Genomic DNA, 25,357 nt, shown 5'->3' with positions numbered 1-25,357 from the left:
CGTGGGGGTGGGCGTCCTGGTCGGCTCCCTTGTCGGCCTCGTCTCGGGCGGCCGCGGCCGCGTGAAGGTGGGCCTGGGCTCCTCGGTCGTCGGCTCCGGCTCGGTCGGCCTGGCGGTTCTCCTCTTGGGAGGCGGGTCGATGGGCGAGGTGTCGTTCTTCGGCTCGGCAGTCGTGGTGATCTGCGGCTCGCCGGGGGTCATGCCGGTCAGGGCGACGGCGCCCGCGCCCGCGCCGAGCACCACCGCGACCGCGATGCCCGTGATCAGGCCGGTCCTGCGCGGCGCCTTCGCCGCCCGCCGGCTGCCCCCGCGGCGCTCGGACACGCTTGTGTCCACCTGCTGGTGCGCACCCGTCTGGTACGCCTCCATCGGCGGAGCCGCCGGCTCTGCGGGGGGCGCCTGAACCGGCTCGGGCACCGGAGAGGCCTGACCGCTGGCGGCCGCACGGGCAGCTTCGCTCATGGCCTTGGCCGACGGGTAGCGCCTGCCCGGCTCCTTCGACAGCGCGACCTCGACCAGCGTGCGCACCGCCGGGGGGATCTCGGCGGGCAGCGGCGGCGGGGCCTCGCGGATGTGCTTGAGCGCGATCGTGACCGCGCTGTCGCCGTCGAACGGCCGCTGCCCCATCAGGCACTCGTACGCGACCACGCCGAGCGCGTAGACGTCGACCGCGGGCGTGACAGGCGCGCCCTCGGCCTGCTCGGGCGCGCAGTAGGCCGCCGTGCCGAGCACCATGCCGGCGTCGGTGAGCCGGTTGGCCAGATCGGACCTGGCGATGCCGAAGTCGGTCAGCACCAACGTGCCGTCGCGTTGCACGAGCAGGTTGCCCGGCTTGACGTCGCGGTGCACGATGCCCTGGTCGTGCACGGCCTGCAACGCCGAGGCGGCCTGCGCGATCAGCTCCATGGCCTGCTGGGGCGCGATGCGGCCCAGCCTGGACAGTAAGCGGTCGAGCGGTTCGCCGTCGACGAACTTCATCACCAGGTAGACGGTGTCGCCGCTGACGCCGTAGTCGTAGACGTCGACCACGCCGGAGTGGTTGATCGTGGCCATCGCCCGCGCCTCCCCCTGGAAGCGAGCGACGAACCCGGGGTCTTCCATGCGGCCTGGCAGCAGCACTTTGACGGCGACCGTGCGGGCCAGGACGATGTCCTCGCCCCGCCACACTTCGCCCATGCCGCCGGCGCCGATGCGGGTATCCAGTCGATACCGCCCCGCCAGCGTCGTCCCTTGTGCCACCATGACGCCCCCGTTATCCCCCTACTCCGGTAACCTCTCCCACCCCGCGAGTCTCCAACAAAGCGAACTTTTATCGCGGTAAGGTAACACAGTGGTCACGGAACTCAGAGAGTGTACGACTCACCTGTCCCACATGCCACTCAAATGCCTCAAGCCGTACAAACTCTATCCTGCGGCCTGACGCCGGGGCTTGTCCGCGTTTCCCGGAACTCAACGACCGGATCGCTAGGCTGATCCCATGACGCTCGCTCCCGGTCTTCGTGCCCAGTCGCTCCTCGTGGTCGAGATGGACGACACCGCCAAGAGCGTGGGCAGCGGAGACGTGCCCGTGCTGGCCACGCCCCGGCTGCTCGCGCTGGCCGAGGCCACGACCGTGCGCGCCGTCGAGCGGCACCTCGCGCCGGGCCAGACGTCCGTCGGCACCCGGGTCGAGCTGGAGCACGTGGCCGCCAGCCCGCTCGGCACCCGCGTACGCGTCGGCGTCGAGCTGACCCGGGTCGACGGCCGGCGCCTGACCTTCGCCTTCGAGGCCCACGACGAGCACGCCGTCGTGGGCAAGGGCACAATCGAGCGCGTCGTCGTCGACCGCGTCCGGTTCCTGGCCGCGAGCGAACGTCGCTAGTCGTCGATGACGGCGATCAGGTCGCCTTCCTGGATCACATCGCCCTCGGCCACCTTGAGCTGGGCCACCGTGCCGTCGTCCTCGGCGAGCACCGGGATCTCCATCTTCATCGACTCGAGGATGACCAGCGTGTCCCCCTCGGAGACGGTGTCGCCCTCGCGGACGACGACCTTCCACACGTTGGCCACCATCTCGGCGCGTACCTCAGCCACCGCGACTCCCCTCTTTCCCTGATCCGATAATGTCCGCGGCCTAGGCGCGCATGCGCGCGACCAGACCGGTGTCGTAGTCGCCGGCGACGAACTCCGCGTTCTCCAGCAGCTCCGCACAGAATGGCAGATTGTTCTTGGGTCCCTCTACGGTGAACGCCGCGACCGCCTTGCGGCCTTTCTCCAGCGCGTCGGCGCGACTCTCTCCGCGTACGCAGAGTTTGGCCATCAGCGGGTCGTAGAACGGGGTGACCGTGTTGCCCGCCTCGTAGCCGGAGTCGACGCGCACGCCGTCGGCCACCGGCTCCTCCCACGTCGTGATCGTGCCGGGGCCAGGGAAGAACCGCTTCGGGTCCTCCGCGTAGACGCGGAACTCGATCGCGTGCCCGGTCGGCTCGGCCGGCACCTCGGGGCTCTCGCCCGCCGCGACGCGCAGCTGCAGCTCGACCAGGTCGACGCCGGTGACCAGCTCGGTGACCGGGTGCTCGACCTGCAGCCTGGTGTTCATCTCCAGGAACACGAAATCCTGGCGGTCGGCGTCGACCAGGCACTCGACCGTGCCCGCGCCGGCATAGCCGACGGCCTCGCCGACCCGCACGGCGGCGGCCAGCATGCGCTCGCGCAGCTCCGGCGTGATGCCGGGGGACGGCGACTCCTCGACGACCTTCTGGTGGCGGCGCTGCACCGAGCAGTCGCGCTCGCCCAGCGCCACGACCCGGCCGTCGGGCAGGCCGAGGATCTGCACCTCGACGTGACGGGCCCGCTCGATGTAGCGCTCGAGCAGCACGGCCGGCCCGTCGAGCGCGTCGCCCGCGCTCCCGGCGAACCTCGCCGCCGCCCTGGCCGCCTGGTCGTACGCCTTGCCCAGGCCCTCGTCGTCGTAGGCCACGCTCATGCCGATGCCACCGCCGCCGCCCGCGGTCTTGACCATGACCGGGTAGCCGATGGACTCGGCGGCCCGCAGCGCCAGCGACAGGTCGGTGACGGGCTCGCGGGTGCCCGCGGCGACCGGGACGCCCGCGGCCTCCATGAGGTTCCTGGCGTTGATCTTGTCGCCCATCCTGTCGATCGTCTCGGGCGCGGGCCCGATCCACACCATGCCCGCCTCGATCACGGCCCTGGCGAATGCGGCGTTCTCGGCGAGGAAGCCGTAGCCCGGGTGCACGGACCGCGCGCCCGTCGCGCGGGCCGCCTCCAGCACCTTGCCGGCGTCGAGGTAACTCTGCGCGGGGTTGGCGGGGCCGATCAGCACCGCCTCGTCGGCCTCGCGGACGAAGGGCAGGTCGGCGTCGGCCTCCGAGTGCACGGCGACGGCACGCACGCCCATCCGTTTGACCGTGCGGATGATTCGCCGCGCGATCTCACCTCGGTTGGCGACCAGAACGGGTCCGAGCGTCTCAGTAAGCACGCCGACCACCCTATGGCCGCCGCCTGCTTGACCCCTTTCCCTCGAAACCACCGAAGCGGCCAGCACGATCTGTAGGAACCCCACAATGAGGAGCGCTCCGCGGGCGGCTGAATGCGTCGGGCCGACAACAGCTTAGACGCGGCCGCGATCGATCACGCGCCCGAGCGCCTCGATCGCGTGAGGGTCGTAGGAGCCGCCGGGCGACTGCCGGACGCGTTCCAGCGCGGCTCCGGCACGGTCGCGGTCGGTCGAAGGCCCCACCAGGTCGTCGTAGGCGTTGGCGACCTTGATGATGCGGCTCGACAGCGGCGGATCCTCGGTGATCGGGTCGCACTGCCGCCTGACCACTTCCGCCACGCGGTCGAGCACGCCCGTCTGCCTGATCACCTCGGCACCCAGCTCGGCGATGCGGCGGGCCTGCTCGGGCTCGGTGAGCACGGTCGCGCCGCCGGGGATCGGATCGCGCAACGACAGCTGGCCGATGTCGTGCATCAGCGCCGCGTATTCCAGCTCCAGCAGCTCGGGCTCGGCCATGCCCAGCTCCCTGCCGATGGCCACGGCCAGCCGGCTCACCCGGCGCGAGTGGCCGGGCTCGACGTAGCCGCCCACCTCCGTCACCCGGGACAGGGCGCGTACGGTCTGCAGATAGGTCGCGCGGATGCCGGCGTATTTCCTGAAGGCCACCTGGGTGACCAGCAGCGGCGCGGCGAACACCAGCAGCGCCACCAGGTCCATGCTGTGCGTGGCCAGCGCGAGCAGCACACCCGACGACCCCACGGCGGCGCCCAGCGGGAACGCCATGTTGATCTCGTCGCGCACCGCCACCCGGAACGCCGTGCGCACCTGCTCCGCCCTCAGCAGTGCCGCGATGAGCACGTCGATGAGCAAGGTGATCGCGATGAGCGTGGCCATGGCCGCGAGCGCGGGCCACCATGTGCTGGTCGGCGGCTTGGTCAGCTCGTAGAGAGGGTCGGCGAGAGGCCGGAACACGAACGCCGGCAACGCGCCGATGAGCAGCCGCCTGGCCATCGCGTCGAGCCGCGGCGGACGACCGACGGCCAGGTGCGGCAGCGCTCCCGCGATCATGCCGACCGCGATCACGGCGACCACCTGCAGCGCGGGGTGGCGCAGCGGATACTGGCTGAGGTCGAGCAGCAACGTGTAGCCGAGCGCCGCGGCGGCCCCGATGGGCGCGACCTCCCTGTTGCCCGGCATGGTCAGCCTGGCCAGCTCGCCGACCGCGATCAGCGCGCCGAACGCGACCGCGATCTCCGGGCGGTCGAGCCCGGCGGCGGCGGTGTAGCCGACGCCCGCCACCGCGACCAGCCCGGCCGCGCAGATGAGCAGGAGCTGCCCCGAGTCGAGCCGGCGCAGGACCGTGCCCACGGACCGCTCGGCCCGCCGCCGTGGACGCGCTGTGGTGATCATTGACCCGTCACGACCTCGATGGGCATGGTCGGGTCGTCGTGGTCCTTGATCGGGGACTCGGCGGCCTCGGGAGGCGGCGGGTCGATGCGGGGCGGCGACTGCCACGGCTCGCGCTCGAGCGCCCGGATGAAGGCCGCCACCATGACCGGGTCGAAATGGGTGCCGGCGCACTTGCGCAGCTCTTCCACGGCCACCGGCACCGGCCGCGCGCCGCGGTAGGAGCGGTCGGAGGTCATCGAGTCGAACGCGTCGGCCACCGCGATGACCTTGGCGAACTCGGGGATCTCGTCACCGGCCAGGCCCATCGGGTAGCCGGTGCCGTCGTGGCGCTCGTGGTGGTGCATGATGCCGGCGTAGGCCTCGTCGAGGAACCCGATGCCGCGTACGATCTCCAGCCCCCTCATCGGGTGCAGCTGGATCGCGGCGAACTCCTCCTCGGTGAGCGGCCCGTCCTTCTGCAGCACCTTGGTGGGCACGCCGAGCTTGCCCACGTCGTGCAGCATGCCGGCGTAGCGGATCGCCCGCACCCGCTCGACCCCCATGCCGATCTCCTGCGCGATCATGGAGGAGGCGTGCGAGACCCGCGTGCAGTGGCCGCGCGTGTAATAGTCCTTCGTCTCCACGGCCTGGCAGAGCGCGGCGATGGTGGCGTCGTAGGAGCGCTGCTGGGCGTGATATTGGCCGAACGCCCACCGCGCCACGAAGAGCGGCACCAGCACCAGCACCGCCGAGATCGACGCCACGGTGGCCCACAACCCCGCCACCAGCAGCCCGAACGTGCCATAGCCCAAATAGGACAGCAGGAACTGCACCATGCCGCGCATCGGCACCTCGGTGGCGCGCGACCCCGTGGCCAGCGCGATCACGGTGAGGGTGAGAACGATGTTGAGCGGCACGAAGACCGCGGTGGCCGCGACGTAGGGGCCGATCAGGTCGTCGAACGCGTTGACCTGGGGCACGCCGACCTGCCCGTCGAGCGCGACGTAGACCCAACCGGCCGCGAAGCCGCAGATGGCGAACTGCGCGCCGTTGAACAATCGTTTGATCCACGGCAGGCCCGGCCGCACGCTGACGACCGCGGTCAGGCCCACCAGCGCCGCCCCCTCGGGGCCGAGCAGCACCACGGCGGCCAGCGAGGCCGAGAAGCTCACCGAGACGGCGAACTGCTCCACGTTGAGCAACGTGGGCATCGACTCGCACACCAGGAACAGCAGCGCGAGCACGAGCAGAATGTCGAGGTTCTCCGGAGCCACGGGAGCACCGGAGACCACGACGCCGCGAACGATGAGAACGGCCGCCACCCCGATCACAGCGACCAGATAGGCCCTTGCGGGCCACGGCAGATCACGCATTGCGGCCCCCCACGGCGGTCAGGTCCAGGAGACCCCTGGTGGAACCGATCCCCCGATCACCATGACCATCGGAGCGGCCAGCACGGCGGCCATGAACAGCCGGGCGACCATAGCCTTCAACATACGCATGCCTCCACGGTCGGCTTGTGGAGTTTCACGCTACAGAAGAGGACGTGGTCGCACCGCCCGAGTGTGAAATAGCAAGCAAAGCGTAATCAAGCAACTACGAGACGCGATGCGCGGCGGCCCACTCCACGGTCTTCTTCACACCGGTCGACAGGTCGGTGCGCGGCTGCCAGCGGAGCCCGTCGTAGGCCGGCACGGGGTCGACCGCCATCGCCGGCAGGTCACCCAGGCGCGGCTGCGCGAACCCTGGCTTGTCCTGGGCGCCCGCCGCGTCGGCGATGAGCGAGTGCAGCCGGCGGTCGCTGGTCTGGATGCCCGTGCCGAGGTTGAACCTGCGGCCGTTGCCCTCGGCGCCGCACGCCCTGACGAAGCCGTCGGCCACGTCGTCGACGTAGACGTAGTCGCGAGTCTGGGTGCCGTCGCCGTAGAGGACCGTGGGCGTGCCCGACAGCAGCGCCTCGGTGAAGATGGCGACCACGCCGGCCTCGCCCTCGGGCGACTGGCGCGGGCCGTAGACGTTGGAGAGCACCAGCGTGGTGTATTCGAGGCCGTAAAGGGCCCGGAACGTGGCGAGGTAGGTCTCGCCGCTCAGTTTGGAGGCCGCGTAAGGGGAGCGCGGGTCGGTGGGCGCGTCACCCGGCACGGGGATCGTCGCCGGCCTGCCGTAGACCGCCACCGACGAGGCGAAGACGACCTTACGGGTGCGCCCCTCGTGCGCCGCGGCCAGCACGGACGCCGTGCCCGCGACGTTGACGGAGGCGTCGTGCACCGGGTCGGCGACGCTCTTGCGTACGCTGATCTGCGCGGCGAGGTGGCAGATGACCTCGGGTTGCAGGTCGGCGACCAGCCCGATGAGCGCGGGGTCGCGCACGTCGAACTCGTGCAGCCGGAACCGCTCGCTCTGGGCCGCCTGCGCCAGGTTGCCCCGGCGCCCTGAGGACAGGTCGTCGACCACGTCGACCTCATGCCCGTCGGCCAGCAGGCGATCGACGAGATTCGAACCGATGAACCCGGCACCCCCGGTGACCAACACGCGCATGCGGTCGATCCTAGTCGGCCAGCTCCGACCTCACTTGCGCGATGCGGGCCAGGACCTTGGAACGCAGGTCGGCCGGGACCGGATCGCAGCCGCAGTGCTTGTGCACGAGCGCTTTTACCGCTTTGTCCAGATCATATTCCTGCAGGCACGGACTGCACTCGTCGAGGTGCACGCGGATGCCGGCGACGTCGCTCTCGGTCAGCTCGCCGTCGAGATAGGCGTAGACCTTGTCGAGCACCTCGCGGCAGTCGGTGTCGTGCGGATTGCCACAGCTCATTTCGATCCCTCCGCCGGGACCAGGCCACGCTCGCGAGCATAGTCCTCAAGGAGGCCCCGCAACTGCCTGCGTCCCCTGTGCAGCCTCGACATCACGGTGCCGATCGGAGTGCCCATGATGTCGGCGATCTCCTTGTAGGGAAAGCCCTCGACATCGGCCAGGTAGACGGCGATCCTGAACTCCTCCGGCAGGGCCGCCAGAGCCTCCTTGATGTCGCCGTCGGGCAGGTGGTCGAGCGCCTCCACCTCGGCCGACTTCAGCCCGCTCGAGGTGTGGGACTCGGCCCGCGCGAGTTGCCAGTCCTCGATCTCCTCCGCGCCCGACTGCTTCGGCTCCCGCTGCTTCTTGCGGTAGCTGTTGATGAAGGTGTTGGTGAGGATCCGGTAGAGCCACGCCTTGAGGTTGGTGCCCTGCTGGAACTGGTGGAACGACGCGAACGCCTTGGCGAAGGTCTCCTGCAGCAGGTCCTCCGCGTCCGCGGGATTCCGGGTCATCCGGAGCGCGGCGGAGTAGAGCTGTTCGAGATACGGCATGACGTCGCGCTCGAATCGCTCGCTTCGCTGCTCCAGCGTCTCCGCGCCTGTCGCGGGCACCGGACCCACCCCCCTAAGATCACCGGTGGCCGACTGTGGCGGAACACCGTACTCAGGGGAGGATACCCGCTGGCCCGTGAACTTCCGGTCAGCGGGTCGGGGGCTGAGCAATGTGAGCATGCTCGTCGCAACACCCCCGCGCCCTTGTCTGTTCCCGCAAGATAGAAGGTACGAAGGACCCGGTGCGGGGAACGTCATAACGTACCGGCTGGTAGCCCTTTTTCCGTAACCCAGGAGTCGCGTGTGCTGCCCATTCCGGCCGAGGAACTGAACGGCTCAGGGACGCTCGGGCCGTACTGGACCTTCTATCGCGCCGTCGCCGCCGAGCAACTGAACCGATGGCTTCCCAGCCAGCCCTCCGTGATTCTCGACCTGTCCGGCGGCCGCGGCCGGTGGTCCGGCCAGGCGGCCAGGGCCGGGCACCGGGTGATCGAGGTGCTCGACTTCCGCCGCACGGTGGACGCGCAGTCCCGATTGCGCGACGCCGACCGCGTCCGTCACGTACGCGCGGACGACCTGTCGTTCCTGCCCGATGAGAGCGTGGACGCCGTGCTCGCGGAGGAGCGCGCGATGTCGGTCGAGCTGATGGCCGAGTCGGCGATGAGCGACGTGGCCAGAGTGCTGCGTCCCGGCGGGCGGGCGCTGGTGTGCGTCGACTCGCTCGTGCTGGGCATGGCGATCCTGGCCGAGCAGGGCCAGTGGCAGCATCTTCGCCAGACCGGCGAGGTCATGCTCGTGCCGTGGCCCGACGGCAGCATCACCCGCTGCTTCAGCAGCGGGCAGTTGCGCGAGTTGCTGGCGGGCACCGGTCTGGAGGTGGAGTGGATGCGTCCGCGTACGGTGTTGTCGCCGTCCACGGTGGACCACGTGCTCTCGTCCGACGCGCGCGCCCTGTCCTATATCGTGCGCACCGAGCTTGAGGCCCATCCCGACGACGACGACACCGTCGGCATCCACCTGGTCGCCAGCGCCCGCAAGCGCTGAACGTCCCGCTGGGCGTACGAGCCGCCGTTCTTCGTGGCCGGCGGCTCCTGACCCGGTCAGGGCACGCTCAGCGGCGGCGCTCCCGCTTCGCCTGGCACTGCACGCACCGCGCGGCATCGGGGCGGGCCTCCAGCCGGCCCTCGGGCACGGGCTTGCCGCAGTCGACGCACCTGCCGTACACGCCTTCGTCGATGCGCTCGATCGCCTCCACGACCGCGCGGCGCTGCGCCGTGGCCACGGTCAGCATGGCCTGCGCGCTGTCGGTGTCGGTCAGGTCGGAGCCCGCGTCGGCCGCCGAGTATTCGCGCACCGCGACGGGGTCGCCTTTGAGGACCCTGATCGAGCGGTCCAGTTCGGCGAGCATGTCTTTCAGCCGCTCACGAGCGGTCGTGACGTCCACGAATCCGCACCTCCGGGTGGATGAGGGCAGCCCGCGGCCGGGACTCCCCGGATGTCCCCGCCCGGCGCAATCAATGGGGATCTATGTGGCGGTGACACCGAGTGAACGGTTGCATCGCTTTCCTCACCGAATGCCCACTTGCTGCGCCTCTTACACCTTCAGAACAGTGCCGGCTCGTCCGCCTCGGGCAGCCGTTCGATGAGGTGGGGACCATTGTTCCTGACGTTGTTCACATCCGTGGAGACGGCGTACGCCGTGAGCCGCCCAGGCTTGGCGGGCACCAGCAGCTCCGAGGCGCGCCCCGTGTCGGTGAGCCCGGGATCGAGCCATTCGGCCCAGCGGTCGCGCTCGATCATCATGGGCATCCTGTCGTGGATGCGGCCCAGGTCGTCCTCGGCGTCGGTCGTGATGACGGTACAGCTGACCAGCCACTTGAGCGGGTCGTCGTCGCCGCGCGACGGGTCCTTCCAGAACTCGTACAGGCCGGCCATGGCCAGCACCCCGCCGTCCGCGGGATGAATGAAGTACGGCTGCTTCTTCTTCTCGCCCTCGACCGGCATCCACTCGAAATAGCCGTCGGCCGGCAGCAGGCATCTGCGCTTGGCGAACGCCCGGCGGTAGGACGGCTTCTCCGCCAGTGTCTCGGCCCTGGCGTTGATCAGCCGCGAGCCGATCGACGGGTCCTTCGCCCAGGCGGGGACGAGGCCCCACTTGAGGACCCTGAGCTGGCGGACCGCCCGCTGCGCCTGGTCGGGGACGCGGCTCAGGACGGCGTAGACGTTCTTGGTCGGCGCCACGTTGTAGTCGGCGCCGAGCTCCTTGTCAGGGTCGCCGTCCTGCTCGACCTGGAACTCCTCGAGCAGTTCGTGCTTCTTGCGCGCCGAGGCGTATCTACCGCACATGACACCACACTGCCATGTCCTTCCCGCTCCTGTGTGCCCGCCCGGCTGGCCCAGCTCGAGGCGGCGCGCTGGACTTCGACCGCGTCCCGCCACTCCCAGTACTCTTTGACCATGCCCGCTCCGCTCTGGCCCGCACCGACGGCGACCACTCCTGTCAGCGCCACCGTCTCGCTGCCCGGCTCCAAGTCCGTGACCAACCGCGCGCTGCTGCTCGCCGCGCTCGCCGACGGTTCCGGCGTGGTGCGCGGTGCGCTGCGCAGCCGCGACGCCGACCTGATGGTGGCCGCGCTGCGGGCGCTCGGCACGACGATGGTGGCGGGCGGCGAGAGCGCCGCGGGGGTCGACTGGCACGTGACGCCCGGCCCGGTCCGCGGCGGCGTGCGCATCGACGCCGGCCTGGCGGGCACCGTCATGCGCTTCGTCCCGCCGATGGCCGCCCTGGCGGACGGCCCGGTCCACTTCGACGGCGACCCCCACGCCCGCAAGCGCCCGATGGGGCCCATTCTCGACGCGCTGCGCGCGCTGGGGGCCCGGGTCGACAACGACGCGCTGCCGTTCGCGATCGAAGGGCCCGTCACGGGTGGCGAGGTGACGCTCGACGCGTCGGGTTCGTCGCAGTTCGTCTCGGGGCTGCTGCTGGCCGCCGCGCGCTTCGACAAGGGCGTCACCATCCGCCACGAAGGCCCGCCGGTGCCCTCGCAGCCGCACATCGAGATGACGGTGCAGATGCTCAGGGCGGCCGGCGTCTCGGTGGACGACGGCGAGCGCGACGTGTGGCGCGTCGAGCCCGGCCCGATCGCCGCGCGAGACGTCACGGTGGAGCCCGACCTGTCCAACGCGGCGCCGTTCCTGGCCGCCGCGCTCGTCACGGGCGGCACGGTCACCGTCCCTTCGTGGCCCGCCGAGACCACCCAGCCCGGCGACGCCCTGCGGGGCCTGCTCACCTCCATGGGCGCCACCGTCACGCGCACGGCCGGTCTGGCCGTCACGGGCACGGGCCAGATCACCGGCATCGACGCCGACCTGCACGAGGTGGGCGAGCTGACCCCGACGATCGCCGCGCTGGCCGCGCTCGCGAGCACCCCGAGCCGCATCCGGGGCGTGAGCCACCTGCGCGGCCACGAGACCGACCGCCTGGCCGCGCTGGCCGCCGAGATCAACCGCCTCGGCGGCGACGCGGAGGAGACGGAGGACGGCCTGGTCATCCGCCCGCGCCCACTGCGCGGCGGCACCTTCCACAGCTACGACGACCACCGCATGGCCACCGCGGGAGCGGTGATCGGGCTCGCGGTGCCCGGCGTGCGGGTGGAGAACATCGCGACGACCGCCAAGACCCTGCCGGACTTCGTCCAGATGTGGACGGCGATGCTGGATCTGCGGTGAGACCGGCGATCCGGCCGCTGCCCGCCGCTGGTTTCGCGGGGGAAGCCCCGGGCACGTCGGAAATGGGCGGCACGTGACCGCGCGCTGCCCGCACCACCCTGCCGCACCCGGCCCGCGTCACCGAGCATCCTGTCACCGACCACAGAGGGGAAGCGAGCGTATGGGAGCGGACCGCTGAGAAAGCGGGAGTACGACGAGGACGACGTACGGGTCAGGCCGGGCAAAGGGTCACGGCCGCGCACCCGGATCCGTCCTGCGCACGAGGACGCCGTCGGAGGTTTCGTGGTCGCCGTCGACCGGGGCCGCTACACCGTGCTGGTCGAGCCGGAACGCCCGAAGGGGTCGGCAGCCAAACGCCGGCAGCAGGCCCAGCGTCGCCTGGTGGTCGCCATGAAGGCCCGCGAGCTCGGCCGCAAGGGCATCGTCGTGGGCGACCGGGTCGCCCTGGTCGGCGACGTCTCCGGCCGTCCCGACACCCTGGCGAGGGTCGTACGCGTGGAGCCGCGCAGTTCGATGTTGCGCCGCTCGGCCGACGACACCGACGACACCGACGGCATCGAGCGCCCGGTCGTCGCCAACGCCGAGCAGCTCGTCATCGTGACCGCCCTGGCCGACCCGCCGCCCCGTCCCCGCATGATCGACCGCATGCTGGTGGCCGCGTTCGACGCCGAGATCGACGCGCTGCTCTGCCTCACCAAGTCCGACCTCGCCCCGCCCGGCAGCCTGGTCGCCCTGTACGAACCGCTGGGCGTCGAGCACGTGGTCGTGCGCAAGGGCGGCTCTCTCGACGAGCTGCGCGACCATCTGACCGGGCGCATCAGCGTCCTGGTCGGCCATTCGGGGGTCGGCAAGTCAACCCTGGTCAACGCCCTGGTCCCCGACGCCAACCGAGCCGTCTCCCAGGTCAACGCGGTCACGGGCCGCGGCCGCCACACCTCCAGCTCGGCCGTCGCCCTGGAGCTGCCCGAGGGCGGCTGGATCATCGACACCCCAGGGGTGCGCAGCTTCGGGCTGGCCCACGTGTCGCTGGAGACGGTGCTGGCCGCGTTCCCCGACCTGGTGGAGGGCACGGTCGAGTGCCCGAAGGGCTGCACCCACCTGGGCGATGGCTGTGCGCTCGACGCCTGGGTGGCCGCTGGCAACGCCGACCCCGCACGCCTGGAGTCGCTCCGCCGCCTCCTGTCCAGCCGCGACGGTGCTCCCGACGACCTGTGAATCTTTTCGCCGTCAAAGGGCGGGCAAATGGAGCGGATCACCAGGGAAGATCAGCGACATCTCTCGACATGACGTACTTACTGCTGACAGGGAAAAGGGATACCGGCTACCAGAAAAGAGACGTTGGTGACTGATGTTCGGTATACGACTCAGGGTAGCGTGGGCGATCGTGCAGGGTTATAACGATGATCTTCGCCTCGCGCATGTCATGGCGGACGCCGCCGATGACATGACCATGCGGCGGTTCAAGGCGGTCGACCTGAAGGTCGACACCAAGCCAGATCTGACTCCGGTCAGCGACGCCGACCGCGCGGTGGAGGAGGCCATCAGGGGCACGCTGCGCCGTGCCAGGCCCCGCGACGCCGTCGTGGGAGAGGAGTTCGGCAAGACCGGGTGGGGCGCCCGGTCGTGGATCATCGACCCCATCGACGGCACGAAGAACTACGTGCGCGGCGTGCCCGTGTGGGCGACGCTGATCGCGCTCATGGAGTACGGCGAGGTCGTCGTCGGCCTCGTGTCGGCCCCCGCGCTCGGCAGACGCTGGTGGGCGGCCACCGAGGGCGGGGCGTGGACCGGCAAGAGCCTGACGAAGGCGTCCAGGATGACCGTGTCGTCGGTCTCGACCCTGGATGACGCGTCGTTCTCCTATTCCAGCTTCAGCGGCTGGGAGAAGACGGGCCGGCTCGACAACTTCATCGACCTCGGCCGCGCCTGCTGGCGTACAAGGGCGTACGGCGACTTCTGGTCGCACATGATGGTCGCGGAGGGCTCGGTGGACGTGTCCGCGGAGCCCGAGCTGTCACCGTGGGACATGGCGGCGCTCACCGTGATCGTCGAGGAGGCCGGCGGCGTGTGGACCGACGTGGCCGGCGTGAAGGGCCTGGAGGGCGGCAGCCTGGTCTGCACCAACGGCACCCTCCACGACGAGGTCGTCCGCAGGCTCAACGCCTAGGCCCGGCTTCGACACGGATGCCGGCGGTTGCGGCGTTAAGCTCCCGTTCATCCTTGTACGTCACATTTCCCTCATATGTGACCCCGCTGGGCGGATTGTCGTGTCCGAGCGGATCCTGGTCCCAGAAGTTCCCCCGGTAGACCACGTTCTCCAGCGGCGGTCCCACGTGGAGCACGGCCGTGTTGTCGGCCCGCAGGACGACGTTGCCCTCCACCGTCACCCACGAGGCCCCGTAGTCGGTGTAGAGCCCGAAGTTGTACGGCGTGCGCGTGTCCTCGATGACGTTCCCCTGGACGAGCGCCTGGTTGTCCGGAGAGTCGCCTTGCGGCCCCGACAGGTAGACGCCGCCCCCGTCCGCCAGCACCTCCATGGTGCCGGCCGTGAGGTTGCGCAGGATCCGGGCGCCCTGCCCTGGCCCCACGACGATCCCGCAGTGCGGCACGTGGGTGATCTCGTTGTGCGCGACGACGCAGTCACGCGTGCCCGCCACGGAGATGCCCGGCGCGCCGCTGAACTCGAGCCCGATGTGGTGCACCCGGTTGTCCTCAATCGAGGTCGCGTGGCTGCCGGAGACCTCGATGCCGGCGCCCGACAGCGTGTCGAAGGCGCAGCCGCGCACCGCCGGACCGGCGCCCCCGGTGACACCCAGCCCGGACGCGCCGAGCCGGGTGAAGCGGCACCCCTCGATCTGCACGTTCTCGGTGGCGTCGAGGGTGACGCAGGCAGGGATCGTGACGTAATCGGCGGGATACGTCACGGACGCCCCTTCCCCGATGACGGCCGTCTCGGTGCCGCCACCCTCGTAGAAGCCGGTGCCGTGGTAGTGCAGGAACCCTTCCGCGGCGCTCGGGCGCAACCAGGTCGCCTCGGCGAACACCAGGCCCTTGAACGCCACGTCGCGCGCCCCCGTGACGCTCACCAGGCGTTCGAGGACGGGCGCGACGACCCGCGTACGGGATGGGTTCTCCCCTGGAAGCGGCAGGTACAACAGCACGTGCCGCCCCGGACGCGACCGGTCGAGCACGAAGGTCCCCGGCTCGGCCAGGAAGGCGGCGTCGTTCTCGACGCGGGTCGGCAGGCCGGGCCCGCTCGACGACTGCCCCTCCCACGTGGAGTTGTACAGCTCGCGCGCCCACCCGAAGGCGGGCTGCGCCATGGTGATCACCGTGGCGTCCCCTTCGAGGGAGACGTCCGCGACCCCGCAGCGGGCCTCCGTCCAGGGGTAGACGCCCCGGAAGACGAACTCGACGCCCCCGGGGCCGCGCCACCCGAGCGGCACGTCGGTCACGTAGCCGGTGGCGGTCGCGCGGGCCTCGCCGGGCAGCCCTGGGACGGCGGCCCGCTCGGCGCGGCGCCCGTCGACGTAGAGCTGGCGGGTCTCCAGGTCGCCGACCTCGGCCGCCCAGACGCCGTCGCGCTCCCGCCACCCGGTGATCGCCCGGCCGCCGCTGATCACGGGCTCCTCCTGCGCGGGGGTGCCGTAGCCGTACGCCTGGTAGACGGTCCCGGCGTCGGCCTCGGTGAGCTCGAACGGCCGCGCGAGCGTGTGCACGCCGCCCCTAAGGTGGACGACGGCGTCACCGTCGCTCTCGCGGGCCGCGGCCCTGGCGCGGTCGAGGGTGGCGAAGGGGCGTTCGGCGGATCCCGGCCAGGAGTCGTCGCCGGACGGCGCCACGTGGAACTGGAACATTCGGACCACCTTTGCTGTTTATGCCGTACACGTAGTAGTACACCATAAACAAGGAGGGCGCACATGGCGAGGGGCAGGGCGGACGACCCCGACCACGCGGTCGAGCTGCTGTGGCGGACCGGCGACCCCGAGCCGCGACAGGGCCTGAGCCTGCCCAGGATCGTGCGCGCCGCCGTCGAGCTCGCCGACGCCGAGGGGCTGTCGGGCCTGTCGATGCGCAAGGTCGCCGACCGGCTCGGCTTCACGACCATGTCGCTCTACCGCCACGTGCCCGGCCGCGACCAGCTCGTCGACCTGATGCTCGACGACGTGCTCGGCGAGCACCCGCACCCCCCTGGGACGGGAGGCTGGCGGGCCCGTCTGGAGGCCGTGGCCAGGCACGCGTGGGAGATCCGCAAGCGGCACCCGTGGTTGGCCGAGGTGCGCGGGCCCCGCCACGTGCCCGGCCCCAACGGCGTCGCGCATTACGACTACATGCTGGACACGCTGACCGGCACGGCGCTGCGCCCGTCGGAGGTCATCGCCGTCGTGGGCATGCTCGGCCGGTTCGTCGACGGGGAGGCGCTGGTCCTCGTGGAGACCCAGCGGGAGGAGCGGCGCAGCGGAGTGTCGGAGCAGGAATGGTGGGGCTCGCGCGACGGGCTCTGGGAACGCCTCGACCACTATCCGGCGATCTCCGGCCTGTGGGCCGCGGGCGGCTGGGACCACTTGGAGGACTCCTTCGACTTCGGCCTGCGCCGGCTTCTCGACGGTGTCGAAGTCCTCATCCGCCGGCGTGAGGAAATGCGTGACGAAACGTGCCGGGAATGCGGCGGCCCGTTGGAGCCGGCTCCGTCCGGCCGGCCCCGTGTCTACTGCTCACGCGCCTGCCAGCAGCGCGCCTACCGCCGGCGCAAGAACGGCTAGAGAGCCAGCACCCTCCGCACCGCGTCCATCAGGGCCTCCCGGTAGCCGGCCCCGAACAACACCACGTGCACGAGCAGCGGATGCAACTGGTGCAGCGGCACCCGCTCCCGCCACCCCTCCGCGAGCGGCCACTCCTCGCGGTAGGCGCCCAGCACCCGGTCGAGGTAGGGCAGCCCGAACAGAGCGAGCATCGCCAGATCGCTCTCCCTGTGCCCGCCGTGGGCGGCCGGATCGATCAGCACGCCCGACCCGCCCGACCACAACACGTTGCCGCTCCACAGGTCACCGTGGATGCGCGCGGGCGGCTCGGCCGGACCCGCCACCTCGGCGAACCGGTCCACCGCCCGTTCGACCAGGGACGCCTCCCGCGCCGGAAGCCCGGCCCTCTCCAGGAACGGAACCACGCGCCGCGAGGCGTAGAAGGACGGCCAGTCGGCGGCGGGCGCGTTGTCCATCGGCAACTCGGCGATGAACCCCGGCCAGGGCGCGCCGAAACCGTCCGCCCCCTCGCGGTGCAGCCGGGCCAGCGCGCGACCGAAACGCTCGGCCGCCGCGGCGCTGGGCGGCTCCTGCCGTATCCATGACAATACGAGCCGGTCGGGCCCGGCCTCGATCACCTCGGGCACCTCGATCGCCTCGCCCAGCCAGCGCAGCCCGGCGGCCTCGGAGGCGAAGAGCTCGGCGTGACCCCGACCGCTCTTCACGAACACCTCGCGCCCGTCGTCCAGCACACCCCGGTGGAGCCGCCGGCCGTGCGACGAGCCGAGGTCGTCAGTCAATCTCATCGGCTATGTGCTTGGCCACGCCCTCGGATGCCGCCTTGACCAGTGCCAGCACCTCCTCGAACCCCTCGGGGCCCCCGTAGTACGGATCCGGCACCTCCGCCCCCTCCGGCGCGGAAGGGTCGAACGACCGGAACAGCCGCACCTCCACCTCGTACGGAGCCACCCGCCGCAGATTGGACAAGTTGTCCCGATCCATGGCCAAAACTAGGTCATACCGGGCGAACCAGTCGCTCGCGAACTGCCGGGCCCGGTGTGACGAGCCGTCGTAACCGTGCCGGGCCAGGATGTCGAGCGCCCGCTCGTCCATGGGATCGCCCACGTGCCACCGACCGGTCCCAGCGCTCTCGACGGTGACCCGGTCGCCCAGCCCGCGGTCGGCGAGCGTCCGGCGCAGCACCACCTCCGCCATCGGCGAGCGGCAGATGTTGCCCATGCACACGAGGCATACGCGATAAGTCATAGCTCCCATCATGAGGGTGACCTGGTGCGTTCACCGAACGTTCACCCTCGTTAGGGGTCTGAGTCACCTTCGCTGCATAGCTTCATGGCGACTGAGGACCAAGTGGGAGGAACCCAACCGTGAAGTATGCAGGCCGGCTCGCCGCCGTCGCCTTCGTCGGCGCGCTCTCGCTCGCTGCGTGCGGCACAGACAACAACACCGGGGCCACCGGCGCCACCGCCGCCACCGAGGCCGCGGCAGACAGCGGTCTGAGCGGCACGATCAACGCCGCGGGCTCCTCTGCCCAGGCCAACGCGATCGACCAGTGGAAGAAGGACTTCCAGGCCAAGAACTCCGGGGTGAGCATCAACTACCAGCCCAGCGGCTCGGGTGCGGGCATCCAGGCGTTCATCCAGGGCACGGTCGCGCTGGCGGGTTCCGACTCGGCCCTGAAGGACGACGAGCCCGCCAAGGCCGACGCCCGGTGCAAGACCGGCAAGGCCATCAACATCCCCATGGTGACCGGCCCCGTCGCGGTCGTGTACAACCTGCCCGGCGTCGAAGGGCTGCAACTGTCCCCCAAGACGCTCGGCGGCATCTTCAACAGCAAGATCACCAAGTGGGACGACCCGGCCATCAAGGCCGACAACCCCGGCGCCACGCTGCCGTCCACGCCGATCCAGGCCTTCCACCGGGCCGACGAGTCGGGCACCAGCGACAACTTCACCAAGTTCCTCGAGGCCACCGCCGACTGGCCGTACGAGGCCGCCAAGGCATGGCCCGCCGAGGCGAAGGGCCAGGGTGCCAAGGGCTCCGACGGCATCGCCTCCTCGGTCAAGGACACCGAGGGCGCGATCAGCTACGTCGAGATGTCGTACGCCGACAACTCCGAGCTCCAGAAGGCCAAGGTCGCCAACGGCTCCGGCGAGTTCGTCGAGCTGACTCCCGAGAGCGCGGCCAAGACCGTCGCGACCGCCGAGGTCAAGGGCACCGGCAACGACCTCGCCCTGTCGATCGACTACGCCACCAAGACGCCGGGCGCCTACCCGATCGTCCTGGTGACGTACGAGATCACCTGCGAGAAGGGCCTGTCGGCCGAGGAGTCGAAGCTGGTCAAGGAGTTCCTCACCTACACCGCCAGCGACGAGGGCCAGGCGTCGCTGAAGGAACTGGGCTACGCCCCGTTGTCGGGTGAGCTGCTCACCAAGGTCCGCACCGCTGTCGAGGCGATCTCCTAACAGCTCATGACCACCAAAACGGAAACCCGTGAAGGCGGACCGGCCACGAGCCGGTCCGCCTCTCGGCGCAGCCATGGTGAAGGGCCCTTCCGCTACCTGTCCACCGGAGCCGGCATCGTCATGCTGGGGATCATGGCGGCCATCGCCGTCTTCCTCATCAGCGAGGCGATCCCGGCGCTGCAGGCCAACAAGGGCAACTTCCTCACCGAACTGACGTGGGACCCGAACAGCAGCCAGGTGTTCGGCATCGGCGCGCTGGCGTTCGGCACCGTGCTCAGCTCGGCACTCGCACTCGTCATCGCCACGCCCATCGCGGTGGGCGTGGCGCTGTTCATCTCCCACTACGCGCCGCGCCGCCTGGCCGGACCGCTCGGCTACCTCATCGATCTGCTCGCCGCGGTGCCCAGCGTGATCTACGGCCTGTGGGGCGTGGCCTTCCTGGTGCCGCTGCTCAGGGAGCCGTCGCAGTGGCTCAACGACCACCTCGGCTGGTTCCCTCTGTTCGCCGGTGAGGGCGCCATCGGCGGCAAGACCATGCTCGCCGGTGGCATCGTACTCGCGATCATGATCCTGCCGATCATCGCGGCCATCTCCCGCGAGGTGTTCCTGCAGGTCCCCAAGATGAACGAAGAGGCCGCGCTGGCCCTCGGCGCGACCCGCTGGGAGATGATCCGCATGGCGGTGCTGCCGTTCGGCCGCCCCGGCGTGGTCAGTGCCGCGATGCTCGGCCTCGGCCGGGCGATGGGCGAGACGATCGCGGTCGCGCTGATCTTCCCGGCGACGTTCGGCATCAGCCTGCAGATCCTCACCCCGCAGGGCAACAGCATCGCCGCCAACATCGCCAACGGGTTCGGCGAGGCCGGCGACATCGGCCGCGGCGCGCTCATCGCCTCCGGCCTGGTGTTGTTCATCATCACCCTGCTCGTCAACATAGCCGCGCGCATGATCATCAACCGGCGCAAAGAGCTCATGAAGGCCGACACATGACCACCATCCAGCACATCTCGACCGGCCGCCGGATCAAGGACCGCATCGTCCAGGGGCTGGTCTATCTGGCGTTCGCGCTGGCCGTGGTGCCGCTCGTGTCCGTGCTCTGGCTGGTGATCAGCAACGGCCTGGCACGCTTCGACCTGACGTTCCTCACCCATTCGATGCGCGGCATCGGCGCGCGCGACGTGGGCGGCGGCGCCTACCACGCCATCATCGGCACCCTGGAACAGGTCCTGCTCTCCTCTCTCATCTCCGTCCCCATCGGGCTGCTCACCGCGATCTACCTCGTCGAGTACGGCAACGGCGGCCGCCTGAGCCGGGCCATCAGCTTCTTCGTCGACGTCATGACCGGCATCCCCTCGGTGGTCGCCGGCCTGTTCGTGCTGGCCTTCTGGATCCTGTTCCTCGGCATGCCCTACTCCGGCTTCGCCGGCGCGATGGCGCTGTCGATCCTCATGATGCCGACCGTGGTCAGATCGGCCGAGGAAATGCTCCGGCTGGTGCCCGACGACCTGCGCGAGGCGTCGTACGCGCTGGGCGTGGCCAAGTGGCGCACGATCCTCAAGGTCGTGCTGCCGACTGCGTTCACCGGCATCGTGACGGGCGTCATGCTGGCCGTCGCCAGGGTCGCGGGCGAGACGGCGCCGCTGCTCCTGACGGTGTTCTTCACCGACTCCATCAACAACGACCCGTTCACCGGGCCGCAGATGGGCCTGCCCCTCTACGTCTTCGACCAGGCGGCGCGTCCCAACGACACCGCTATCGACCGGGCGTGGACCGGCGCGCTCACACTCATCCTGATCGTCATGCTGCTCAACCTGGTGGCGCGTCTGATCGCCTGGTGGCGTTCACCCGCCAGGCGCCGATAGGGGGTAACCGCAGATATGTCCAAGCAGATTCAGGTCTCGGGCCTCGATGCGTACTACGGGTCGCACAAGGCGATCGAGGACGTGTCGATGACCATCGAACCGCGCTCGATCACCGCGTTCATCGGCCCGTCCGGGTGCGGCAAGTCGACGTTCCTGCGCACGCTCAACCGGATGCACGAAGTGATCCCCGGCGCTCGCGTCGAGGGCAAGGTCCTGCTCGACGGCGACGACCTCTACAGCAACAACATCGAGCCCGTTACCGTACGCCGGATGATCGGCATGGTCTTCCAGCGCCCCAACCCGTTCCCCACGATGTCGATCTACGACAACGTCGCCGCCGGCCTCCGGCTCAACGGCCGCGTCAGCAAGGCGCAGCTCGACGACACCGTGGAGGAGTCGCTCAAGGGCGCCAACCTCTGGAACGAGGTCAAGGACCGCCTGAGCAAACCCGGCGCGGGACTGTCCGGCGGGCAGCAGCAGCGGCTCTGCATCGCGCGGGCCATCGCCGTCAAACCGCAGGTGCTGCTGATGGACGAGCCCTGCTCCGCGCTCGATCCCATCTCGACGCTGGCCATCGAAGACCTGATGGCCAAGCTGAAGGACGAGTACACCATCGTCATCGTCACCCACAACATGCAGCAGGCCGCCAGGGTCAGCGACAGGACCGCCTTCTTCAACCTTGCCGAGCAGGGCAAACCCGGCAAGGTCATCGAGATGGACGAAACGTCCCGCATGTTCACCAACCCGTCCCAGAAGGCCACCGAGGACTACATCACGGGACGCTTCGGTTGATGACCCGACAGCAGACGGCACCCACGATGAACGGGGACACGAGGACCAAACCCGTACTACTTATCGCCGATCCTGACGGCTCCGTCGTGGACGCCCTGGCCGCCGCCCTCGAACGTGAAGGCGTGGCCGTCACGGGCGCGCCCGACGGCGCTCAGGGGCTGCTGCAGGCAGGTGCCCTGCAGCCCGACGTCGTGCTCGTCGCTGCCACGCTGCCGGTCATCGACGCCGTGGACTTCGTCCGCGCGGTACGCCTCGCGCGGGCCGTGCCCGTGCTGCTCGGCGTCGGGGAGGGCCACGCCGAGCAGGCCGTACGCGCTCTCGCGGCAGGCGCGGCCGCCTGCGTGGCCAGGCCCTACCGGGTGCCCGAACTGCTGCCGTTCATCCAGGCGGCCTCCCCCGAGTCGCGCAAGGTGCTGGCGGTGGGCGGGGTCGAGCTGGACGTACAGGCCTACCAGGTGCGCGTGGGCGGACGTACCGTGCACCTGCCTCTGCGGGAGTTCGAGCTGCTGCAGTATCTGATGCGCAACGCCGACCGTACGGTCACCCGCGAGCAGATCATGCGTCATGTGTGGAACGCCACGGCGACCACGTCGACGAACACGATCGCGGTGCACGTCAAACGGCTGCGCGCGCGGCTGGGCGACGAGGACGACCAGCTCATCCAGACCGTACGCGGCGTGGGCTACCGGCTCGTCACTCCGAGCATCTCCGGAAATCCCGCATGATGCGCTCGGCGACGCCTTCGACGGTCTCGATGCCCTGGCCCACCTCCGCGCTACCCTCGGTGAGCACGGCAACGGCGTAGTCGCGACCGTCACCCTTGATCAGCCCCACGCTGATCGTGGCCCAGCGCTTGTTCGAGACGCGCCTGAGCCAGCCATTCTTCAACGCCGCGCGCTCGCCCTTGCACGTCGCGGCGCTGATCCCCCAGTCCTGCCCGTCGACGACCCGCCCCATGAGGTCGAGCGCCTTCTCACGGTCCTTGGCCCTCAGAGGGCTCTTACCGGACACCAGCGCCTGCATGAGGCGGATCTGATCCTCCACTGACGATCTGGTGATTGCCCAGCAATACAGATCGACGCATTCCCCCGGTACGCCCTGCGTATGCCTCAGCCCCAGCTTCTTCCCCGCCCTGGTGAACCCGGCCGCCCCGCCGATGCTCAACCACAGCCGGTCCGCGGCGTGGTTGTCGCTGTAGCGGATCATCAGGTCGGCGTCGTGCCTGACGGCCGCGGGCAGCTCCTTCCACGGGGTGTCGAGCAGCAGCGCCATGAGGATCTGGACCTTGGCGGTGCTCGCCGTGATCAACCGCTCGCGGGGGTGATAACGGTAGACCCGCCCGGTCTGCAGTTCCTTGACCATGGCCGCGACCGGCCCAGGGCGTCGCCGCAGGTAACGGTCGAGCCTTTCGGTGATCTTGCCGGCGGGGATCGGGGGCAGGCGCGCCTCGCGCGGGCGCTGCTCCAACCGCCGTTGCTGTGGCCGGCGCACCTCGTACGACGTGGTCACGTCCAGCACGGCGGGCTCCGCGGCGCGGATCGTCGTGGGCACGAGACGGGGCATCGACACCAGCGGCAGGAGCAGGGCAAGGACGATGGCCAGTCGTGACATCGCCCTCACCCCAAGCGCGATCACCCGAGCATTATCACGACATTTCACGACCCACCGCTAGGTCCTGCCCGGAGTCAAGATCAAGCGTCCCGGTGGACCTACACGCGCAAAGCCCGCAGACCCGCCACGACAGCGCCGCAAAAGCTCGTCACCCAGAAACGCACACCCCGCACCCGCCACGGACCAGCGACACCGACACCGACCACCCCGGCAATCACCCCCTGGTGATCAGCCGCTCCGACGAGCAACCAGTCCGGTGAGCAACTGATTCGGCGATCAAGCAATCCGAAGCGTCAGAAGACGCGAGCGGCGACCAGTTTTGCGATGGAATCGTCGTCACAGGTGGTCCAGAAGTCGCCGACGACGTCCTCCAGGTGCTGGACCGACTCGGCCCGGAACAACACATCCTGATATTTCGTGATGTCGTAGTGCGTCGTGCCCATGGCGGACAGATTCAGCGGCCTGATGTCCATGCCGCGGAACTCCTCGATCTCCCCGTACGACGACAAGATCCCGGCCCCGTACGCCTTGAGCTCGCCGGCCTCCTGCATGACCCCGAACTCCATCGTGAACCAGAACACCTTCGACACGAACTCCAGCGCCTCCTCCCCTTCGACGCGCCGTGCGGCCTGGCCCGCCAGGCGGTAGAGGGTGGCGTACCGGGAGTTGGCGAGCGCGTTCGCGTGCCCGATCACCTCGTGGATGACGTCGGGCTCCGGCGTGTAGAACGGCACGGAGTGATGCCGGATGTACTGCGTCGAGTGGAAGTACCCGTCCGCGAGCACGCCGTAGAAGTCCCGCAGCGGCACCAGACCGGCCGCCGGCAGATAGCGGAAGCCGGTCAGCGGCTCCAGCAACTGCGAGACCTCCTCCAGCTGCGGGATCCTGTCCTGGGGTAGACCCAGCCTGGCGGCGCCGTCGAGATATTCCGCCGTGGCATACTTCGCGTGCTTGATCCCCAGCTCTCTGGTGACCGTCGCCCACACCTCGTGCTCCTGCTCGGTGTACTCCGCGACCGGAATGGGCGTCCCCGGCCGGTAGTTGACCGCCAACCCGGCGATGGCGTTGCGCCGTGTCCGGTACACCGGATCCGCGAACCCCGGGTGCGAAGCGGACAACTCGACCACCACGGAGCCATCCGCTTGAGCCTCGACTGGGGCGAAATACTGAGCTTCCTCAAACATGCCCCACATGACAACAAGTCCCGCTTTCGCTGGCAAGAGCGACCAGCTTGACTGAGCGATACGCTAGCTCCCGCATGCCAGATCACCCGATTCCTGGTCGAATCGCACAGTCGCGGAGGATGCCCTCGTGGACGATCTAGACGCCCGCCTGCTCGTGACCATGCGAGCCAACCCACGCATCGGCCTGACCGAGCTCGCCCGCCTGCTCGGGGTGGCAAGGGGCACGGTCCAGGCTCGGGTGGAGAAACTGACCGCCAGAGGCGTCATCGAGGACTTCGGCCCCACCATCTCGCCGACCGAAGCCGGCTATCCGATCCTGGCGTTCGTCTGGCTGCAGATCGCGCAGGGGCGCCTGGAGGAGGCGGTGGAGGCGCTACGCGCCGTGCCCCACATCCTGGAAGTGCACGGGACGAGCGGACAACACGACCTGCTGTGCCGGGTTGTCGCCAGGACCACGGAACACCTCCAGGAAATCATCGCCCACATCCTGACGTCCCCCGCCGTGCAACGCACCGACTCCACCATCGCCCTGTCCACCCAGATCCCCCACCGGATCGAACCGCTGCTGGCAGACGCCGTCACCTGACCACCGAAACAAAAAAGGGGCTCCACGCCTCAAGCGTGGAGCCCCTACAAAAACTGTCCGGCGGCGACCTACTCTCCCACACCCTCCCGAGTGCAGTACCATCGGCGCAGAGAAGCTTAACTTCCGGGTTCGGAATGT

At 69.7% G+C, this 25,357-nt stretch carries 27 protein-coding genes and 1 rRNA gene; 12 read left to right on the top strand and 16 right to left on the bottom strand.

Annotated features, from left to right (window positions below):
* Positions 1-1,242, bottom strand: a 1,242-nt coding sequence (locus GUY59_RS35860) for a serine/threonine-protein kinase (protein ID WP_161714860.1), incomplete at its 3' end; no start/stop codon positions are given.
* Between the two features lie 235 nt (positions 1,243-1,477).
* Here GUY59_RS35860 and GUY59_RS35855 point away from each other — a divergent pair.
* Entirely contained in the window at positions 1,478-1,861 is a 384-nt protein-coding gene (locus GUY59_RS35855) for a thioesterase family protein (RefSeq protein WP_138199315.1), read from the top strand.
* On the opposite strand, the gene GUY59_RS35850 is transcribed toward GUY59_RS35855, so the two are convergent.
* From GUY59_RS35850 to GUY59_RS35820, 7 genes are all read right to left on the bottom strand, one after another.
* Positions 1,858-2,073, bottom strand: a complete 216-nt coding sequence (locus GUY59_RS35850; protein ID WP_132336371.1) for a biotin/lipoyl-binding carrier protein — start codon at positions 2,071-2,073, stop codon at positions 1,858-1,860. The genes GUY59_RS35855 and GUY59_RS35850 overlap by 4 nt on opposite strands.
* A 40-nt stretch (positions 2,074-2,113) precedes the next feature.
* Entirely contained in the window at positions 2,114-3,478 is a 1,365-nt protein-coding gene (locus GUY59_RS35845) for an acetyl-CoA carboxylase biotin carboxylase subunit (RefSeq protein ID WP_289513030.1), read from the bottom strand.
* Between the two features lie 132 nt (positions 3,479-3,610).
* Complete coding sequence (locus GUY59_RS35840; protein WP_138199313.1) at positions 3,611-4,906, bottom strand: HD domain-containing protein; 1,296 nt, start codon at positions 4,904-4,906, stop codon at positions 3,611-3,613.
* Positions 4,903-6,258: an HD-GYP domain-containing protein gene (locus GUY59_RS35835; protein WP_138199312.1), complete on the bottom strand. Its 1,356-nt coding sequence runs from the start codon at positions 6,256-6,258 to the stop codon at positions 4,903-4,905. Before GUY59_RS35835 ends, GUY59_RS35840 begins: the two co-directional genes overlap by 4 nt.
* A gap of 223 nt (positions 6,259-6,481) precedes the next feature.
* Positions 6,482-7,423, bottom strand: coding sequence for an NAD-dependent epimerase/dehydratase family protein (locus GUY59_RS35830; RefSeq protein WP_132336379.1), 942 nt, complete (start codon positions 7,421-7,423; stop codon positions 6,482-6,484).
* A gap of 10 nt (positions 7,424-7,433) precedes the next feature.
* Positions 7,434-7,700, bottom strand: a complete 267-nt coding sequence (gene rsrA, locus GUY59_RS35825) for a mycothiol system anti-sigma-R factor (protein ID WP_132510089.1) — start codon at positions 7,698-7,700, stop codon at positions 7,434-7,436.
* A complete protein-coding gene (locus tag GUY59_RS35820) occupies positions 7,697-8,302 on the bottom strand; it encodes a sigma-70 family RNA polymerase sigma factor (RefSeq protein ID WP_132336383.1) in 606 nt (201 codons plus the stop codon). Before GUY59_RS35820 ends, rsrA begins: the two co-directional genes overlap by 4 nt.
* A 234-nt stretch (positions 8,303-8,536) precedes the next feature.
* Here GUY59_RS35820 and GUY59_RS35815 point away from each other — a divergent pair, with 234 nt between their 5' ends.
* On the top strand, positions 8,537-9,277 hold the full coding sequence (locus GUY59_RS35815; protein ID WP_138199311.1) for a class I SAM-dependent methyltransferase: 741 nt from the start codon (positions 8,537-8,539) through the stop codon (positions 9,275-9,277).
* Positions 9,278-9,344: 67 nt separating this feature from the next.
* Here GUY59_RS35815 and GUY59_RS35810 read toward each other — a convergent pair whose 3' ends face one another.
* Positions 9,345-9,677: a TraR/DksA family transcriptional regulator gene (locus tag GUY59_RS35810; protein ID WP_132336387.1), complete on the bottom strand. Its 333-nt coding sequence runs from the start codon at positions 9,675-9,677 to the stop codon at positions 9,345-9,347.
* A gap of 158 nt (positions 9,678-9,835) precedes the next feature.
* Positions 9,836-10,579, bottom strand: coding sequence for an SOS response-associated peptidase (locus GUY59_RS35805; protein WP_132336389.1), 744 nt, complete (start codon positions 10,577-10,579; stop codon positions 9,836-9,838).
* Positions 10,580-10,690: 111 nt separating this feature from the next.
* Here GUY59_RS35805 and aroA point away from each other — a divergent pair, with 111 nt between their 5' ends.
* The 3 genes from aroA to hisN all read left to right on the top strand — a co-directional run bounded on the left by aroA (position 10,691) and on the right by hisN (position 14,129).
* Positions 10,691-11,962 (top strand): 3-phosphoshikimate 1-carboxyvinyltransferase, encoded by a 1,272-nt coding sequence (gene aroA / locus GUY59_RS35800; RefSeq protein ID WP_138199310.1) that lies wholly within the window; start codon positions 10,691-10,693, stop codon positions 11,960-11,962.
* Positions 11,963-12,136: 174 nt separating this feature from the next.
* The gene (gene rsgA, locus GUY59_RS35795) at positions 12,137-13,177 is read left to right on the top strand and encodes a ribosome small subunit-dependent GTPase A (RefSeq protein ID WP_138199309.1); all 1,041 of its coding nucleotides are present in this window, start codon (positions 12,137-12,139) and stop codon (positions 13,175-13,177) included.
* Positions 13,178-13,310: 133 nt separating this feature from the next.
* Positions 13,311-14,129: a histidinol-phosphatase gene (hisN, locus tag GUY59_RS35790; RefSeq protein ID WP_138199308.1), complete on the top strand. Its 819-nt coding sequence runs from the start codon at positions 13,311-13,313 to the stop codon at positions 14,127-14,129.
* Here the strand turns inward: hisN and GUY59_RS35785 are convergent.
* Positions 14,119-15,819: a right-handed parallel beta-helix repeat-containing protein gene (locus GUY59_RS35785; protein WP_138199307.1), complete on the bottom strand. Its 1,701-nt coding sequence runs from the start codon at positions 15,817-15,819 to the stop codon at positions 14,119-14,121. The two genes, hisN and GUY59_RS35785, sit on opposite strands and share 11 nt — an antisense overlap.
* A 63-nt stretch (positions 15,820-15,882) precedes the next feature.
* Here GUY59_RS35785 and GUY59_RS35780 point away from each other — a divergent pair, with 63 nt between their 5' ends.
* Positions 15,883-16,725 (top strand): TetR/AcrR family transcriptional regulator, encoded by an 843-nt coding sequence (locus GUY59_RS35780; protein ID WP_138199306.1) that lies wholly within the window; start codon positions 15,883-15,885, stop codon positions 16,723-16,725.
* Here GUY59_RS35780 and GUY59_RS35775 read toward each other — a convergent pair.
* Positions 16,722-17,510 carry a fructosamine kinase family protein gene (locus GUY59_RS35775; RefSeq protein ID WP_138199305.1) on the bottom strand — a complete coding sequence of 263 codons (789 nt, stop codon included), beginning with the start codon at positions 17,508-17,510 and terminating at the stop codon, positions 16,722-16,724. The genes GUY59_RS35780 and GUY59_RS35775 overlap by 4 nt on opposite strands.
* The gene (locus GUY59_RS35770; RefSeq protein ID WP_138199304.1) at positions 17,497-17,970 is read right to left on the bottom strand and encodes a low molecular weight protein-tyrosine-phosphatase; all 474 of its coding nucleotides are present in this window, start codon (positions 17,968-17,970) and stop codon (positions 17,497-17,499) included. Before GUY59_RS35770 ends, GUY59_RS35775 begins: the two co-directional genes overlap by 14 nt.
* Positions 17,971-18,089: 119 nt before the next feature.
* Between GUY59_RS35770 and pstS the strand changes: the two genes are divergently transcribed.
* The 5 genes from pstS to GUY59_RS35745 are packed head-to-tail and all read left to right on the top strand — an operon-like array spanning position 18,090 to position 22,563.
* Complete coding sequence (pstS, locus tag GUY59_RS35765; protein ID WP_138199303.1) at positions 18,090-19,187, top strand: phosphate ABC transporter substrate-binding protein PstS; 1,098 nt, start codon at positions 18,090-18,092, stop codon at positions 19,185-19,187.
* Between the two features lie 6 nt (positions 19,188-19,193).
* Positions 19,194-20,174: a phosphate ABC transporter permease subunit PstC gene (gene pstC, locus GUY59_RS35760; RefSeq protein ID WP_138199302.1), complete on the top strand. Its 981-nt coding sequence runs from the start codon at positions 19,194-19,196 to the stop codon at positions 20,172-20,174.
* The gene (gene pstA, locus GUY59_RS35755; RefSeq protein ID WP_138199301.1) at positions 20,171-21,046 is read left to right on the top strand and encodes a phosphate ABC transporter permease PstA; all 876 of its coding nucleotides are present in this window, start codon (positions 20,171-20,173) and stop codon (positions 21,044-21,046) included. Before pstC ends, pstA begins: the two co-directional genes overlap by 4 nt.
* Before the next feature lie 15 nt (positions 21,047-21,061).
* Positions 21,062-21,838, top strand: a complete 777-nt coding sequence (pstB, locus tag GUY59_RS35750; protein ID WP_132336413.1) for a phosphate ABC transporter ATP-binding protein PstB — start codon at positions 21,062-21,064, stop codon at positions 21,836-21,838.
* Positions 21,838-22,563 (top strand): response regulator transcription factor, encoded by a 726-nt coding sequence (locus tag GUY59_RS35745; protein ID WP_132336415.1) that lies wholly within the window; start codon positions 21,838-21,840, stop codon positions 22,561-22,563. Before pstB ends, GUY59_RS35745 begins: the two co-directional genes overlap by 1 nt.
* Here the strand turns inward: GUY59_RS35745 and GUY59_RS35740 are convergent.
* Positions 22,532-23,449, bottom strand: a complete 918-nt coding sequence (locus GUY59_RS35740) for a serine hydrolase (protein ID WP_236667819.1) — start codon at positions 23,447-23,449, stop codon at positions 22,532-22,534. The two genes, GUY59_RS35745 and GUY59_RS35740, sit on opposite strands and share 32 nt — an antisense overlap.
* 293 nt (positions 23,450-23,742) lie before the next feature.
* The gene (locus GUY59_RS35735; protein WP_138199300.1) at positions 23,743-24,633 is read right to left on the bottom strand and encodes a phenylalanine 4-monooxygenase; all 891 of its coding nucleotides are present in this window, start codon (positions 24,631-24,633) and stop codon (positions 23,743-23,745) included.
* Positions 24,634-24,760: 127 nt separating this feature from the next.
* Between GUY59_RS35735 and GUY59_RS35730 the strand changes: the two genes are divergently transcribed.
* Positions 24,761-25,219 carry an Lrp/AsnC family transcriptional regulator gene (locus tag GUY59_RS35730; protein WP_138199299.1) on the top strand — a complete coding sequence of 153 codons (459 nt, stop codon included), beginning with the start codon at positions 24,761-24,763 and terminating at the stop codon, positions 25,217-25,219.
* A gap of 55 nt (positions 25,220-25,274) precedes the next feature.
* Here the strand turns inward: GUY59_RS35730 and rrf are convergent.
* A 5S ribosomal RNA gene (rrf, locus tag GUY59_RS35725) occupies positions 25,275-25,357 on the bottom strand; the annotation flags it as partial.

Source organism: Nonomuraea sp. K271, assembly GCF_009908215.1.
Classification (GTDB): domain Bacteria; phylum Actinomycetota; class Actinomycetes; order Streptosporangiales; family Streptosporangiaceae; genus Nonomuraea; species Nonomuraea longispora.
This window is presented reverse-complemented; position numbering and strand designations above follow the sequence as displayed.